Source organism: Paenisporosarcina sp. TG-14 (assembly GCF_000297555.1).
Classification (GTDB): Bacteria; Bacillota; Bacilli; order Bacillales_A; family Planococcaceae; genus Paenisporosarcina; species Paenisporosarcina antarctica.
On sequence record NZ_AMGD01000011.1, the window covers coordinates 25,621 to 41,232 of the forward strand.

General features: G+C 37.5%; 12 protein-coding genes. 9 read left to right on the forward strand and 3 right to left on the reverse strand.

All coding sequences use genetic code 11. From position 1 onward, the window contains the following. Positions 1-212: 212 nt before the first annotated feature. On the reverse strand, positions 213-1,964 hold the full coding sequence (ade, locus tag C406_RS0104660; protein ID WP_017379435.1) for an adenine deaminase: 1,752 nt from the start codon (positions 1,962-1,964) through the stop codon (positions 213-215). 502 nt (positions 1,965-2,466) lie between these two features. On the opposite strand from ade, the gene C406_RS0104665 reads away from it, so the two are divergent. From C406_RS0104665 to C406_RS0104690, 6 genes are all read left to right on the forward strand, one after another. Next, entirely contained in the window at positions 2,467-2,850 is a 384-nt protein-coding gene (locus C406_RS0104665) for a GntR family transcriptional regulator (protein ID WP_017379436.1), read from the forward strand. A 2-nt stretch (positions 2,851-2,852) separates the two neighbouring features. Beyond that, positions 2,853-3,542 (forward strand): ATP-binding cassette domain-containing protein, encoded by a 690-nt coding sequence (locus C406_RS0104670; RefSeq protein WP_017379437.1) that lies wholly within the window; start codon positions 2,853-2,855, stop codon positions 3,540-3,542. Beyond that, positions 3,539-4,372 carry a hypothetical protein gene (locus C406_RS0104675; RefSeq protein ID WP_017379438.1) on the forward strand — a complete coding sequence of 278 codons (834 nt, stop codon included), beginning with the start codon at positions 3,539-3,541 and terminating at the stop codon, positions 4,370-4,372. The genes C406_RS0104670 and C406_RS0104675 overlap by 4 nt, the downstream gene beginning before the upstream one ends. Before the next feature lie 13 nt (positions 4,373-4,385). Then, positions 4,386-5,600 carry a hypothetical protein gene (locus C406_RS0104680; protein WP_017379439.1) on the forward strand — a complete coding sequence of 405 codons (1,215 nt, stop codon included), beginning with the start codon at positions 4,386-4,388 and terminating at the stop codon, positions 5,598-5,600. A 367-nt stretch (positions 5,601-5,967) separates the two neighbouring features. Then, entirely contained in the window at positions 5,968-6,714 is a 747-nt protein-coding gene (locus C406_RS0104685) for a threonine/serine exporter family protein (RefSeq protein WP_017379440.1), read from the forward strand. Between the two features lie 16 nt (positions 6,715-6,730). Beyond that, positions 6,731-7,189 (forward strand): threonine/serine exporter family protein, encoded by a 459-nt coding sequence (locus C406_RS0104690; RefSeq protein WP_017379441.1) that lies wholly within the window; start codon positions 6,731-6,733, stop codon positions 7,187-7,189. Positions 7,190-7,203: 14 nt separating this feature from the next. On the opposite strand, the gene C406_RS0104695 is transcribed toward C406_RS0104690, so the two are convergent. Further along, on the reverse strand, positions 7,204-9,210 hold the full coding sequence (locus C406_RS0104695; protein ID WP_017379442.1) for a bifunctional diguanylate cyclase/phosphodiesterase: 2,007 nt from the start codon (positions 9,208-9,210) through the stop codon (positions 7,204-7,206). 197 nt (positions 9,211-9,407) lie between these two features. Between C406_RS0104695 and C406_RS0104700 the strand changes: the two genes are divergently transcribed. The 3 genes from C406_RS0104700 (at position 9,408) to C406_RS0104710 (ending at position 14,408) form a co-directional block, all read left to right on the forward strand. After that, the gene (locus C406_RS0104700) at positions 9,408-10,313 is read left to right on the forward strand and encodes a DMT family transporter (RefSeq protein WP_017379443.1); all 906 of its coding nucleotides are present in this window, start codon (positions 9,408-9,410) and stop codon (positions 10,311-10,313) included. Positions 10,314-10,870: 557 nt separating this feature from the next. Further along, positions 10,871-12,613, forward strand: coding sequence for an ABC transporter ATP-binding protein (locus tag C406_RS0104705; RefSeq protein ID WP_017379444.1), 1,743 nt, complete (start codon positions 10,871-10,873; stop codon positions 12,611-12,613). Beyond that, entirely contained in the window at positions 12,594-14,408 is a 1,815-nt protein-coding gene (locus C406_RS0104710; RefSeq protein ID WP_017379445.1) for an ABC transporter ATP-binding protein, read from the forward strand. Before C406_RS0104705 ends, C406_RS0104710 begins: the two co-directional genes overlap by 20 nt. 146 nt (positions 14,409-14,554) lie before the next feature. On the opposite strand, the gene C406_RS0104715 is transcribed toward C406_RS0104710, so the two are convergent. Beyond that, positions 14,555-15,610: an acyltransferase family protein gene (locus C406_RS0104715; RefSeq protein ID WP_017379446.1), complete on the reverse strand. Its 1,056-nt coding sequence runs from the start codon at positions 15,608-15,610 to the stop codon at positions 14,555-14,557. Positions 15,611-15,612 lie beyond the last annotated feature (2 nt).

Below are 15,612 nucleotides of genomic sequence, written 5' to 3' on the forward strand. Positions count from 1 at the left end.
TTATATTTAGGTTCGTTACAGTGATAAATTCTCCAGACGAAAGTGAAAAAGGCCGAAAATGTATATTCGGCCTTCTTTGTGATCATTCTCTCATCCACTCAAACCCAAAGCATATTTGCGTCTAAGTTGAGAGCAGGGGAGCGACGGACGAAACCCGCCGCTGTTTTGTTCAACTTGGAAAACTAAGTGATACAGTATAGAAAATCTCTTTATCAATCCGCTTCAATCGAAATGTGCTTAAATGTTGTCACGTCAAACAATCCAGTATCGGTTAATTTAAGAGAAGGAATCACTGGTAGACTGAGAAACGATAAGGTAAGGAATAAATGAAAATCGTTCGCTGGATGAATGGTGTGCAAGGCTTCATGCAACTTAGATAGAGACTGAATTGCAACATCTAAGGGTGCTTGCGTCATTAGTCCAGCTACTGGTAAAGCGACTGCAGCCAGGATTTGTCCCTCGTTAACAACGATTAATCCTCCTTGCATATCTTGTAGAGCTTGTATGGCAAGTATCATATCGGTATCGTTCGTACCGAGAACAATTGCATTATGTGAATCATGTGCAATGGTTGTTGCAACCGCACCACTTTGTAATCCGAACCCTTTCACAATACCTAAACCTATCGTGTGTTTTTGATGATGCCGTTCAATCACGACTAATTTTAGCTGATCCATCTCAATATTAGGAACGAATAGTCCATTCTTTACATCGACATGTTCAACCAATTTATTCGTTACAAGTTGGTTTGGAATGATCTCGATAATATTTGCTTTTGTCCCTTCAAGAAAGGGAATTGCCAAGTCTAATTTTCTTAATGAGGGTAAGTGAACTGATTGGCTAATACGATCTGAACAGACCACCTGATCGGTTAGGGCGTTTACCATCACGTCGTGCACAGCCACTTTCACACCGTTTTTCCATACGGCAGACACATCAAAAGATTCAAGATCATCGAGAATGATAAAATCAGCTTGAAAACCTGCTGCAAGGGCCCCTTTATTCGACAATCCGAAACATTCAGCCGCATTTAAAGTGGCCAATTGAATTGCTTGCAGAGGTTCCATTCCTTCCGCTATTGCCAGTCTAATCGCATGATCTATGCTTCCTTCACTTACCAATTCATCTAAATGTTTATCATCCGTACAAAATAAGAATCTTCGCGAGTTATGCGGAGTAACAGCAGGCAGTAAATCCTTTAAATTCTTGGCAGCCGAACCTTCACGTATTAATACATACATGCCCTGAGCAATACGATCTCGTGCTTCATCAGCCGTTACACATTCATGGTCGGTTTGAATACCAGCCGCACGATATCCACGAATTTCGTCACTTTGTAAACCGGCGCCATGGCCATCAATTCGCAAGTTCGCGTGTTGTGTCATCGCGAGTTTTGCAAGCATCGCGTCATCTCCACTTAGGACGGATGGATAATCCATTACTTCCGCCAGTCCAAGAACGCGAGGGTGGGAGAGAAGAGGCTGTAAATCACAAGCTTCAAGCTTTGCACCAGCGTTTTCAAATGAAGTAGAAGGCACACTAGAAGGAAGCATCACATAAATATCCATTGGACTTTTTTCTGCATCTTCTAGCATGAATTGTATTCCTTCAACACCAGCCACATTTGCAATTTCATGAGGATCAGTCACAACTGTGGTTACCCCATGAGGAAGTAATACATCCCCAAAAGCTGATGGCGTCAACATCGACGATTCAATATGGATATGACCGTCAATTAAACCAGGTACGACGTAACGACTTTTTGCATCCATCTCATCTACTGCTTTAAATGAACCTGTGGTATCAATCGCGACAATCATACCATCGGTGATTACTACATCTGCATTCGTCCAAGCTAATGAAAAAACGTCAGCCACACATGCGTTACGCAAAATGAAATCTGCAGGTTGTTTCTTCTGAGATACCGAAATTCGTTTTTTGAGTTTTTCTATCGTAGAAACCATTTGATTCTCTCCTTATTAACATATAAGTTTCCGTATTAATGTCATTATTATCAGACTTAGTGTGGCTAATTATATACGCTTTACAAGTTAAAACACAGTATAAAATAACAAGAACGAAAATCGTACAAATAAGTAAAGAGAATTATTTTTAAAAATAGATGGTGGAAATTATCTAAGAGAAGATACATTGATTAACAATCAAAAAAAAATAAGCACAAGAATACTCTCCAAGATGGTGCTTATTTTTGGTGGGTAGCTATTCCTCATTGTGGAATAAGTAATGGAGTATCGCAATTAGAGAAGGTGAACCAAAGCCAACTGACACTTGTGTTATTTCACCGAAATCTAAAACACTTAAAAGATAGAAAAATTTTCTAAAAACTAGATTGACAACCAAGTGTATTAACCATATAATACACTTATAAACTGTATGAACCACTTAATACATACACTGAAATTAAATCAAGTGGTACACATGCAATGACGTATAGGAGTTGTATCAATGAATGTGAATTTTAATAATCGCGATCCGGTCTATTTACAAGTTGTTCGATATTTTAAGGAGCAAATAGCAATTGGCGAATTAGTACCTGGAGAAGAAATACCATCGAGACGAGAGTTGGCAAATATGCTGAAGATTAATCCTAACACTGCACAACGAGCGTACAAGGAGATGGAGGAACAAGGCTTGATCCATACAGAAAAGAATCATCCAAGCAAGATAACTACTGATGAAAAGGTCCTAGGCATGGTAAGAGAAGAGTTGTTAGTTGAGGCGGTGGATACGTTTGTAACATCGGTTCGGTCTATTAATGTTCCAGTAGATGAATTATTGAATTTGGTACGAACAAAGTACACAGATACTGACGATGATAAGGGGGCTTAAAAATGATTGAAGTAAAAGATATTACGAAGAATTTCGGTCGAAAAAAGATATTAAAAGGTGTGTCGTTTACTGCAAACAAAGGTGAAATAACTTGTTTAATTGGAATAAATGGAGTTGGAAAGACAACCATTTTAAATGCCATTATGGCACTTACCCCGATTAACAAAGGGCAAATTTTAATAGATGGAGAAATCCTTAATAAAAAGACGTTTGAAAAAGTCACCTTCATTCCTGATGTAATAACGATGCTCCCAAACATGAAAATAACTGAGGCAATGGAGTTCATGAATGACTTTTATACATGTTGGAATCAGAAACGCGCAACGGAACTACTTGGCTTTTTTAATTTAAATGTATCCGATAGAATATCTACCTTATCAAAAGGAAATACAGCAAAGGTCAATTTATTGCTTGGTTTAGCAATGGATGTTGATTTTGTATTAATGGATGAACCTTTTTCCGGAATTGACATGTTTAGCCGGGAGGAAATTGCTAAAGTGTTTACGAGTCATTTAATTGAAAATAGAGGAGTTATCATTACGACACATGAAATAGGTGATATTGAACATTTAATTGATAAGGTAGTCCTGCTAGATGAAGGGATTGTTATCAAGGAGTTCAGCGCGGAAGAAGCTCGTGAAAACGAAGGTAAATCTGTGGTAGATGTCATGAGAGAGGTGTACCAGAGATGATAAACTATTTAAAGCTGGTGAATTTTGAATTCAATCGTTCTGCAAAATTATTTGCAGTTCTACTAGGCATTACACTAGTTATACAAATTGCTGGAGTAATTGTGATGTCGAAAATGTATCTAAACATGGCCAATGAAAAAATTTATGAAGACTTAATGCCAAAAGCTGAATTTTTATCAAACTTTGGTCAAATGAGTTTCCTGTCAGTAACAAGAAGCGTATGGTTCCTTGGTCCAATCGCTTTATGCATAGCAGCTGTAGGATTCTATATTTTCTTAATCTGGTATCGTGATTGGTTCGGGAAAAATACATTTATTTATCGCTTATTAATGCTGCCAACAACAAGATTAAATATCTTCTACGCTAAAATAACAAATATTTTATTATTGACGTTTGGTTTTGTAGCATTTCAACTTATATTGATGCCAATAGAGACAATGGTTCTGAAATGGATGTTGCCAAAGGAATTCCGAGTAGATATGAATATTAAAGAGATTATTAGCGGTATGCCTGAATTAAATATACTTATTCCAACTAGTATTTTTGACGTTATAGTGATTTATGGTGCAGGATTTATGGTCGTGTCCATTCTATTTACAGCAATTTTATTTGAAAGAAGCTTTAGGTGGAAAGGGATTTTTGTTGGGAGTATATATAGTTTAGTTGCTATAACTGTATTTATTTCCCCCCTACTCTTGCAGGAATTTATACTAAATGGTTATTTCTATCCAATAGAATTATTTGCACTTGAGATTGTAATGGGTTTAATTGTACTCGCAGGGTCCATTTGGATAAGTGGGTTCTTACTAAAGAACAAGATAACTGTATAGGGAGTGTATGAACATGAGAAAGTATTGGAAGTTTACTGCAATTATAGCTGTAATTGTGCTTAGCATTGGAGCGTTTTATGTTAACTCTGCTATGTCGGCAACACAATACCCAAAGTTTGTCATTAAAGAGCAGAGCGGTAACGTTGAAGAAATAAAATCATTGGAGTTGGAAGGGGGCTATCATGAAGGAAATTCTATGAGTTATACTAACACTCACTTCAAGATCAGCTCTGACGGTTCTGAATATAGAGATGGAAGTTCACTTATAGATCAGCTTATGGGACAACCGACGCCAATTATTAAGGAGTTACAGGAGAAGTATCGCGATTTCATGAGAGGAAAAGGCCAAAACATGGATTCGTTTTTTGAGAACGATCAGTTCTTAGCCTTTGCAGACGTCAAGTATAAATTAGGCGTATCAGAATCAAGCGATTTTAAGTTTGTTATATCTATATTAGATAAAAATAATGGCAATACAACTTCCTACAACATTAAAGTTCCAGACAGCTCAGTAGTTAATCATATATTTGTTGAAGATTTACAGGTGGTTGATAATGAGCTGAAAATGATTACCAGTAATACGATTAGAGAGAATGAAAAATACTATAATGAAAAACATATCTACACTCTTAGTATATCTAATGGAAATTTATCTAGTAATGAAGTGATTTTTTCAATCCCTGAATCACAAGAAGAGTTACAGAGCGATGCACAATTAATCCAAACTGACCCTAAACAGACTAATGAACATCTAGTGTTTTTAAAAACTGAAAGCAAATTTATAGAACAAGAAGAATCAGCTAGAATAGATGTATTAAGTAAGAAATTAGTTTCTTATAATTTGAAAACAAAAGAAATAAATACAATTGAATTACCAGAGAATCTGAAAGACAAACAAGTTAGTTTTTTTGATGGTTCAACGATTTATTTCACGGAATTTAGGGAGCAAAAACTAGTTGTATCTCCTTTAATTATAGAGAATAATCAAGCTGGAAGTGAGTTTACAATACAGCTATCAAACGCAAGTAGTAATGAACAACCACCAATTATACTCGTGAAAGAAAGTAAGCTATATGCAGTTAATCAAATTTCAAAAACTAAATCAAGTGTTGCTGTAGTTAATGTGAAAACTGGTGAAACTCTTTATGAGGGTGAAGTGGTAAGAAAAAATACTCCAGAAAGTATGGAAGAGTTTGAGTTATATATATATGAGATGTCAGTGAAATAGTTCAGCTAGAATGGGTCAGACTCTGTAGGGGGTCTGGCCCATCTTTCATTGTTAAAGATGTCCAGATAGTTACTATAATAAGTTTTGTGAATTCTAGGTGTGACATGGTTAGCGAAAACAGTGTTAAATCTTACCCGAAAAAACCAGTTGTCATTTGCGGGCGTGACTAAATGTATAAGGTACTATTTAAACGATGAGATTGTATGAATAATAGAAATTTTCAGTACAATCGGACCGAATTCAACGTCTTTGATCATTTGATTAATATCCATTCTAAAGCCACAAATAATTTCAACAATGATTGTCTTTTGTGTCGCTTTTCGTTAAGATTGTGCATAGACGATAAGTGAAAGGAGTGGGCAAAGACGTGCTAAATGAGAAGAAAGATTTGGCAATTGATTGTTGTCTACTTGCGGGTCGTTTGATGATAGAAAGCGGTGCGGAAACATATCGTGTTGAAGATACCATGACACGCATGGCAATTTCCCAAGGCCTAATTGGCACGCAAAGCTTTATCACACCTACAGGTATCATGTTTTCACTTGGAAGAGATGGGTCTACACGGTTGATGGCCATTCGTCATCGCGTGACAGATTTAGAAAAAGTCGCACTAGTTAATCAAGTATCAAGAAAACTAACTACAAACGAACTTACTATAGAAGAAGCGTATGAAGAATTACAAAAAGTAGCAAGTGCTAACTTAATGTTCCCTTTTTACTTGCAAATTATTGCCGCTGCTATAGCAAGCGGAAGTTTTCTTATTTTATTCGAAGGTATTTGGTGGGATGTTCCAGCAGCGACGATAGCTGGAGGAATCGGTTTTGTCGTTGCTACATTCATTCACGACATAACGCGCGTTAAATTTTTTGCGGAATTTCTTGCGGCTGCCTTTGTTGGACTTGTCGCTTTTCTGGCCATCCAATTAAACTTAGGTGCAGACTTAAATATCATCATTATTAGTGGTGTTATGCCATTAGTTCCGGGGTTACTTATTACGAATGCTGTTCGTGACCTCATGGCAGGTCATTTTACTTCCGGCGTTTCAAAAGGGGCAGAAGCTTTATTAACTGCTTTTGCAATTGGTGCAGGTGTTGCACTCGTATTATCATTTTAGGAGGTGTTATTGTCACATGACTTGGATAATACAAGCATTTTTAAGTTTAATCATCGCCATTTCATTTGCCATTATATTTAATGCACCAAGAAAGAAACTACTAGCATGTGGAGTTGTAGGGATGAGTGGCTGGATGATTTATAGTGGCTATGCAATGCTTACAGGCGACTCCGTTCAAGCGTCTTTTGCGGGTGCATTTGTAGTGGCATTAGCTGCTCATATATTATCGAAGCGCTTTAGAATGCCTATGATTTTATTCAGTGTACCGGGCATCATTTTATTAGTCCCGGGAGGTCTTGCTTACAATGCGATGCGTAATGTTGTTGAAAATGACTACTTAACAGCTATTTCATTCGCTTCTAGAGCGTTTATGACATCTGGTGCGATCGCCATGGGCTTGGTATTTGCAGAAGTGTTAATGCAACTAATTTTCAAATACTTACGCAAAAAAGAGACGACTTCTCATAATGCATGAGAAGTCGTCTTTTGCTATTGTATGTCAATTTCACTAGCAGCTACAGGATGGCTAATATAAAATCCTTGAACTGCGTCACATCCAAGTTTTTTTAATAAGTCTAGTTGTTCTTTTGTTTCGACGCCTTCTGCTATTACTCGTATGTCCATTGATTTACCAAATTGGATCATGCCATGTACAAGTTTTTGGGGTTTTTCTTGTTGCATTAAGCCTGAAATAAAGGATTGATCGATTTTAAGTTCAGAAATTGGTAAAAGCTGCATGTAACGGAATGAAGCATAGCCTGTCCCGAAATCATCAAGAACAAAAATGATACCGTCATTTTGGAGTTGTAGCATTTGACGAATAATTGATTGTTCAGATTCTGCTTCTAAGGCGAATTTTTCAGTAATTTCAATTTTCAATAAGTGTGCAGGGCAGCTATATTTATCTAACGCTTGGCGAACTTTCTTCACCATATTTTTATCTCTAAATTCACGGATAGACGAGTTTACACTGATTTTCATAGGCTTGCCATTTCTCGACCAAAGCGCTGCTTGTTCACAAGCTTTCTCGAGCATAAAGCTTCCAATATCGTGAATCATTCCTGATTCTTCTGCAATTGGAATCAATTCATTTGGTGGAACCGTTCCAAGTACAGCGTCATCCCAACGGACTAGAGCTTCAACAGCATCTATTTTGCCGGTAGATAGATCAATTTGTGGTTGATACATAACTGTTAAGTCTTTATGATGTAATGCCTCTATTAAACGTTTTTCTATCATGGCTTTTTTACTTAAAGCCTTATGATTTGCTTGCGAAAGACTAACGATGTTTCCACCGCCTTCTTGTTGCACTTTATGTACAGTAACAATCGATGCTTTCATCATATGTGAAAATGTTAATTGATCTTCAGGATATCGTGTAATTCCACCACTAATTGAAATAGGTATGGCTTTGCTACGAATATAAATCGGATGTTGTTTTAAATAACTTAAGAATCCTTGAGTGAACCAATCACTAAGGGAGGTTAACACGACGAATTCATCTTCTCCGACGCGTGCAATATCACTATCTTGAAAATACATTTTCAAGCGTTTAGAAAATTCTAGAAGTAATGTTGTTTCAGACTCATCATCATGTACGTCTTTTAATGTGTAGAATTTATCAATATCTAAAAAGATGAAAGAAAAGTGACGTTCTTCCCTAATGTAGTCGGATACAACTTTTTCAAGACGATGCCGATTCATCAAACCTGTTTCGGGATCCACATAGGCTATTTGTTCAAGATGCATTTGCAGACGTTTTTTTTCAGTAATGTCTTTTTCTAATATCGTAAAATATAAAGGTTCATCATTCGTTGAAAGAACAGGTATAGCGGTCATATCGACCCAATAGGTCTCGCCTTCTTTGGTTATTTTTTCTACTGACCCTTGCCATACACGATTGCTTTTTAACGCATACCAAATTTGGTTGACCAATTTCTCAGTAGATTCAACAGGGAAAAGTTGCCAAAAAGATTTACCGATCACGCGTTTTGGAGTCCATTTACTGGATTTCAAAAACAGTTCATTTCCATATGTAATTAAACCATCAACATCTAAATTAGTGACCATGAAAGTCTTATCTATCCCTGTCTTTAAGCTTGCTAATTCCTGAGCACTGGTCTTTTGATAAATGGTTTGAAGATTGTCGACTTCAAACACGACCAACACAAATTGTTCATTGTCTATTGTCACAGAATTTAAAATTGCAGAGGCATTAAAAATTTCTCCTTGTTTTGTTTGAAGAGAGAAATTTTTCAAGGAAATAGGGTCTTCACTTTGAAACGCTTGATTCCAAATCAATTGATCGATGGTAGAACGTTCTTCCTTGTCAAAAGGATAAAACCTACCAACGATTTCATCTGCTGTATAGCCAAATGTTCTCTCAGCTTCATCACTCCACCAAAGTACCGTCGCGTCCGGAGCAGTTAGCATCATTGGTAAAGGAACATGATTTAATACATTGCTACTGTCTAATAGTTGTTGCATAGCTCTCATATCTCAGGGCTCCTTACTTTAACCATAATTCCATTATAAAGAACTCTTCACATCAAGTCACCAAAAAAAAAATGTTTATTCTGAAAAATAAGGAAAAATACAGGAGATGGGATTATTGGGAATTAATAATTACTATACTAATTTAATATGAATTGAGTGATGATACAATAATGTTTAGTAGAGAAGAGGGAAAGTAAATGAACCGAGCAAAAGGAATTATATTCATTATTACAGGGGCAATGTTGTGGGGGGCGACAGGTCCATTAATAGAGTGGATATTATCGAACTACACCATATCTATCTCTTTTATGCTTACGATACGACTCCTTGTTGCGGGGGTAGGATTACTAGCTTTTCTAAAATTAACAGGAACCCAGTTAACGCCAATATGGCGCCAATCGTACTGGTTCAAACGGTTAATTATCTTCGCGCTTTTGGGCATGCTAGGAGTTCAATATTCATTCGTTGCAGCAATAGAAGCGAGTAATGCAGTAGTAGCTACGTTACTACAGTTTCTAGCACCCATTTTTGTCGTTATTTTTGTGTCATTGAGCATAAAGAAATGGCCACCAAGGTATCAAGTGTTTGGAATAATTGGAACGCTATTTGGTTTATTCCTTTTATTAACAAATGGCTCATTTACTAATTTATTGTTGAGTCCAGTTGCGCTTGCTTGGGGTATAGCTGTTGGTTTTAGTTTTGCGTTTTACACGTTGTATCCAGGATCCCTCATGAAGGAATGGGGAGTGCTATTAGTAGTCGGTTGGTCGATGCTTATAGGTGGTGTAGTACTAGGAAGCGTGAGTCGAATATGGCAATCGGACGATTGGAAGTTATTATTAGATTGGAAATTGTCGATGCTAATACTTACAGTCATTATCATTGGTACATTAGCTTTCGTTTTATTTTTAAGTAGTATGAAATATATAAGCGCGATAGAAACGAGTATTTTATCGAGTATGGAGCCGCTGACTGCAATGGTAATTTCAGTCATATGGTTACAACAAGTTCTAGAGAATTTGCAGTTTGTTGGTGCCCTCGTCATGTTAGTATGCGTGACCTGGTTATCACTTGCTGGGAATACTAAGAAGAAGGAAGTTTGAAATTCTCCTGAATTTTTAGTGGGCTTTGGAAATTTCAAAACCCGTTATAACACGCCATAACGTAGCTAGGACTTTACAATCAGCAGCGTAGCGAAGACCAAACCAAACCAATTAGCCCCCTTACACTTCGTGTTTCGGGGTATTTTTGTGGAAGCAATAGGGTGAACAGGAATAAAACAGGTTTGAACAGGATTAAATTAATTTGAACAGGAATAAACCGGGTTCGAACAGGAATAAAAAACCCGCGTATGGGATTAAACCAATATGAACGGGAATAAACACAGAAATCGCAAATTATTACCCACGCTGTAATCAATATAAAAAATACACTTTTCCTCTTTAGCCCTTGGAGGATCAGATAGACGTCAGGATTTATGTTAATGCCAAACCAAAGGGAAAATGTAGGTATTCCAACTGAACAACTGTTCACCTCAAATTATCCCTCCATCAGAACATTTCAGCAAAACGAATGATACCTTTAAACCGCGCGATATGGCATAATAGTGAACAATCAGATAATTAATTCGTTTAACGAAGAAGTTTCAGGAGGACAATATGTGAAAACTGTATTTTCTTATGTCAAACCATATAAATGGCCAATTGCTATCGCTATAATCCTTATGTTAATAGAACTTTCAGTCGAGCTTGTACAGCCACTCATCATCGCTAAAATTATTGATGATGGCATCATGCAAGGTGACGAGTCGATTATTTGGAAGTGGGGAGGGGTCATGATGCTTATGGCTTTCGTTGCTTTCTTTGCCGGAGCAACGAACTCTTTCTTTGCATCTCATGCGTCTCAAAGCTTTGGTTTTGATGTGCGAAGCGCTTTATTTAAACAAGTACAACAATTTACAGTGGCCACGTTTACGAAGTTTCCAACAGCTGGATTAATCACTAGACTTACAAGCGATGTAACCATGGTACAAAACGTCCTCTTTATGAGTCTACGCATTATGTTACGAGCGCCTTTACTTGTAATTGGTAGTGTCATCATGGCGTTTATCGTAAATGCATACCTCGCCATGTTTTTGGTCATTGGAGCACCGTTCCTGATATTTTTCTTATATTTCATGGTCAAAAAAGGAGTTAGCTATTTTGCGCTTGTTCAAGTTCGACTTGATCGTGTGAACCGAGTGCTGCAAGAAAACTTGCAAGCGGTGAGGTTAGTCAAAGCATATTTACGAGGGAAATTTGAGTCGTCCCGCTTTGAAAGAGTTTCAAATCTATTAAAAATGGACACGGTTAAGGCCTTACGCATCATGGAAATTATCATGCCTTTACTATTATTAGTTATGAACGTCAGTGTACTTGCTGTGTTATGGTTTGGTGCTCGTGAAATCCAATCAAACAATGCTCAAATTGGTGAGTTAGTGGCAATCATTAACTATGCAATGCGCATGACAGGCGCTTTCACGATGTTTGCGTTCATCATCATGGCATTTGCTCGAGCGAAAGCTTCTGCTGAACGAATGGAAGAAGTGTTACTGGTCAATGAGGGCCTGGAACGCGATGAAGATACAGGTAAGATGCATGGCACTACAGTAGGAGAAATCAGCTTCCAAAACGTAACATTTACCTATCCAAATACAGCTGAATCCGTGTTGGAAAATATCTCATTCAACGTTAAATCTGGTGAAAAATTAGCCATCATGGGGGCAACTGGTTCTGGGAAATCAACATTATTGCAACTTATCCCTCGCTTTTTTGAAGTGTCAGCGGGCTCCATTACTGTAGATGGGAAAGACGTAAATAAATGGCCGCTCGATCAATTAAGGCAAGCAATTGGACTCGTTCCACAACAGTCACTTTTGTTTACAGGGAGCATTTATCAAAACTTAGCATGGGGCAAAACGGAAGCATCAAAGGAAGAATTACAACAAGCAGCAAAACAAGCACAAATTCATACATCCATTGAACAGTTTGCGAAAGGATATGACACGAGAGTTGGACAAAAAGGAGTGAATTTATCTGGTGGTCAAAAACAACGTCTGTCAATCGCCCGAGCTTTGGTACGAAAACCAGAAATCTTATTACTCGACGATAGTACCAGTGCGTTAGACGTCAAGACAGAAGCGGCACTGTGGGGAGCATTAGAAAAACAACAAGCCACCATGCTTGTTGTTACACAAAAAATTGTTACGGCAAAAGGTGCAGACCGTATTTTATTACTAGACAATGGTCATATTTCCGCATATGGTGCACATGAAGAATTACTTGAAACTTCCGATTTATATCGTCAAATTGTGGAGTCGCAACAACAACAGGAGGTACCTGCGCATGCGACAGATTCCATTTAAACCATTTGGCTACGAACCCGTATTATCTAAAGAAGATATTACTCCGGTAAAAAAGAAAAAAGGGGAACGTGCAGGGAATTGGCAAGAAGTACTGAAACGTATTTGGCATCTAGTTGATGAACAACGTGGACTTTTAGTTACTGTTCTCTTGCTAGTCCTTGTCAGTTCTACACTAGCATTAGTTGGTCCTTACTTACTTGGAAAAATAATCGACAATTACATTGTTCCAGGAAAATTCGCTGGGTTACAAACTATGATCACTTGGTTAATCGGGATTTATTTCTTCTTATCACTATCGTTATTTTTCCAAAACTATTGGATGATCGGTATTGCTCAACAAACCATATATCGCTTACGTACAAATCTTTTTGCTCATTTTCAAAAGCTGTCGGTGTCATTTTTTGATAAACGTCAGCATGGCGAATTGATGAGCCGTGTAACAAACGATATTGAAAATGTCAGTGCAACGCTAAACAGTTCATTTATTCAAGTATTCTCAAGTGTTTTAACATTAACGGGAACCATTATTGTTATGTTGACCTTAAGTCCATTACTGACGCTACTTACCATGACCATCATTCCTGTTATGTTTTACGCCATGCGTTGGATTACGAGAAGGACAGGGAAGCTATTTAAAGAACAGCAACAAGCGGTTGGCGATCTAAATGGCATGATTGAGGAAACCATATCTGGTCAACGAATTGTCAAAGCCTTTTCACAAGAAGATCGCGTGACTGATGAATTTATTGTGAAGAGTCAGCGTCTACGTCGAACTGGATTTTGGGCGTTAACTTATTCAGGATTTATCCCAAAAGTCATGAACATGTTAAATAACGTAAGCTTTGCAATTGTCGCAGGTGTTGGTGGCTTACTTGCTTTAAATGGTCACGTGACCATTGGAACCATCGTTATTTTCTCAGAATATGCCCGTCAGTTTACACGTCCTTTAAACGATTTAGCGAATCAATTTAATACAGTCTTATCGGCGATTGCAGGAGCTGAACGAGTATTCTCCATCATGGATGAAGAAGTTGAAAAAGATGAAGCGACAACACATATAAACACGGTGTTAAAAGGGAAAGTTGAATTTGACAAAGTATCTTTTAAATACGAACAAACGGATGTTGAGCACACTATTCGTAATGTCAGTTTTACCTTGAATCCAGGAGAAACGGCAGCACTAGTTGGTGCAACAGGTGCTGGGAAAACAACCATCATGCAATTACTCGCACGTTTTTACGAAACAAATGAGGGGCAAATTAGGATTGATGACATCCCTATTCAAGATTTACCTCGCCAAACTTTGCGTAGTCAAATAGCTTTTGTCTTACAAGATCCATTTTTATTTGAAGCTACAGTAAAAGAAAATATTCGTTACGGCAGATTAAATGCGACAGATGAAGAATTAATTGAAGCCGCAAAACAAGCGAATGCACATGACTTTATTGTGAAATTACCTGAAGGATACGATACCGTGTTAACTGCCGATGGTGGAGAAATCAGCCAAGGACAAAAGCAATTGCTGTCCATTGCTCGCGCCTTAGTGGCAGACCCGGTCATTTTACTGTTAGATGAAGCAACGAGTAGCATCGATACGGTTACGGAAATGAAGATTCAAGAAGCATTGGAACGGCTAATGAAGGGACGCACGAGTTTTGTCATAGCCCATAGATTAAACACAGTTAAACAAGCAGACGTCGTTTACGTAATGGATCAAGGACAACTAGTCGAGTCAGGGAGTCAACAACAACTAATTGCTCAAAAAGGATTATTCTACAATATGTTAACGCAATGATTCACTGTACAGTGAGTTTTAGGAATACGTTTGATCCCATTTAGCCTCATATCTTCACAATAAAAAGCCCTCGAACACTAGATTCGAGGGCTTACTTGATATGGGCATCAATAGCTAAACTTAAGGAAATCCTTCTAGTTTATTTGTTACTGTGTAGAAGGCGTTTTGCGTTTTTTGGGAGAGAATCCACCAAGAAACAATTTTCCGTGTGGAACAAGCTTTTGGATGATGATTGAAGCTATAATCGGAACAATTATACCGAATATTGTAAACTCGATAAAACCATACTCGAAAAAATCTTTTAGCACAATATAAGTAAAGATATGCAAATACATGATACTAAGAGAGTGTTTTTCAATTCTGCGCAACCAATTCATTGATAGGTAAGATGATAGAAATTGGAAAACGCCAACAAACACTAAGGTAAAGGATAAAGGAATAAATAAATCAAAAACTAAGTGGTCATAACGTAAAAACTTCATACTTAAATGATAATCAATGATGTTAAACCAATCTAGAGAAATGGCTGCTACACTACCAATGACTCCTACGATTAGCCACGGTTTCGTGATATCCATCCATATGTTTTTCATATAATAGCCAAGTGCAAAATACACAACTGCCATCATTGCCACGTCCATGTTCCAAAGCATTGGGATTGTTTGAGAAGCTTCAGCAGGACCACCGCCGATCAAGCGCATTGCAATCAAACTTTCAATATGGGCAATTAAATAAAATGCGACTAAGATAGCTATTTGTTTTGTCCGATTAAAGTATTTTGTCATCCATAGGAAGACTAGGTAAGCAAAGAACAAAGTGGTAACGAACCAAAATACTCCGTATGCGCCACGTACAAAGCGACCACCAATAACGAGAGTCCATAAATCACTTAGATACCATGAGATATCCAAATTTCCAGAACCGATTTCTATTCCATAACGAACGACCGTAATCATTACAAGAAAAAATAAATATGGTACGATTAGTTGCATAAACCGTTTATGAATGACTTTCTTTGTAGCACCTTTTTCTAGAATGGGCTTAAAAAACATACCACTCAAAATGAAAAATGCAGGCATGTGGAACCAATATATATACGTAGCAAGTGGGAAATCAAGTTCTCCAGGATAATGTCCCATAACGACAAGAATCATTAAGAATCCTTTTGTGACGTCCACCCAAGACAAACGTTTCTTTTGCATTA

What these genes read in the sequence shown, in the direction of transcription:
- C406_RS0104690 (WP_017379441.1), top strand. Translation starts at nt 6,731, where the DNA reads ATGACTTGGATAATACAAGCATTTTTAAGTTTAATCATCGCCATTTCA.
- ade (WP_017379435.1), bottom strand. Translation starts at nt 1,964, where the DNA reads ATGGTTTCTACGATAGAAAAACTCAAAAAACGAATTTCGGTATCTCAG.
- C406_RS0104670 (WP_017379437.1), top strand. Translation starts at nt 2,853, where the DNA reads ATGATTGAAGTAAAAGATATTACGAAGAATTTCGGTCGAAAAAAGATA.
- C406_RS0104680 (WP_017379439.1), top strand. Translation starts at nt 4,386, where the DNA reads ATGAGAAAGTATTGGAAGTTTACTGCAATTATAGCTGTAATTGTGCTT.
- C406_RS0104710 (WP_017379445.1), top strand. Translation starts at nt 12,594, where the DNA reads ATGCGACAGATTCCATTTAAACCATTTGGCTACGAACCCGTATTATCT.
- C406_RS0104695 (WP_017379442.1), bottom strand. Translation starts at nt 9,210, where the DNA reads ATGAGAGCTATGCAACAACTATTAGACAGTAGCAATGTATTAAATCAT.
- C406_RS0104700 (WP_017379443.1), top strand. Translation starts at nt 9,408, where the DNA reads ATGAACCGAGCAAAAGGAATTATATTCATTATTACAGGGGCAATGTTG.
- C406_RS0104715 (WP_017379446.1), bottom strand. Translation starts at nt 15,610, where the DNA reads ATGCAAAAGAAACGTTTGTCTTGGGTGGACGTCACAAAAGGATTCTTA.
- C406_RS0104675 (WP_017379438.1), top strand. Translation starts at nt 3,539, where the DNA reads ATGATAAACTATTTAAAGCTGGTGAATTTTGAATTCAATCGTTCTGCA.
- C406_RS0104665 (WP_017379436.1), top strand. Translation starts at nt 2,467, where the DNA reads ATGAATGTGAATTTTAATAATCGCGATCCGGTCTATTTACAAGTTGTT.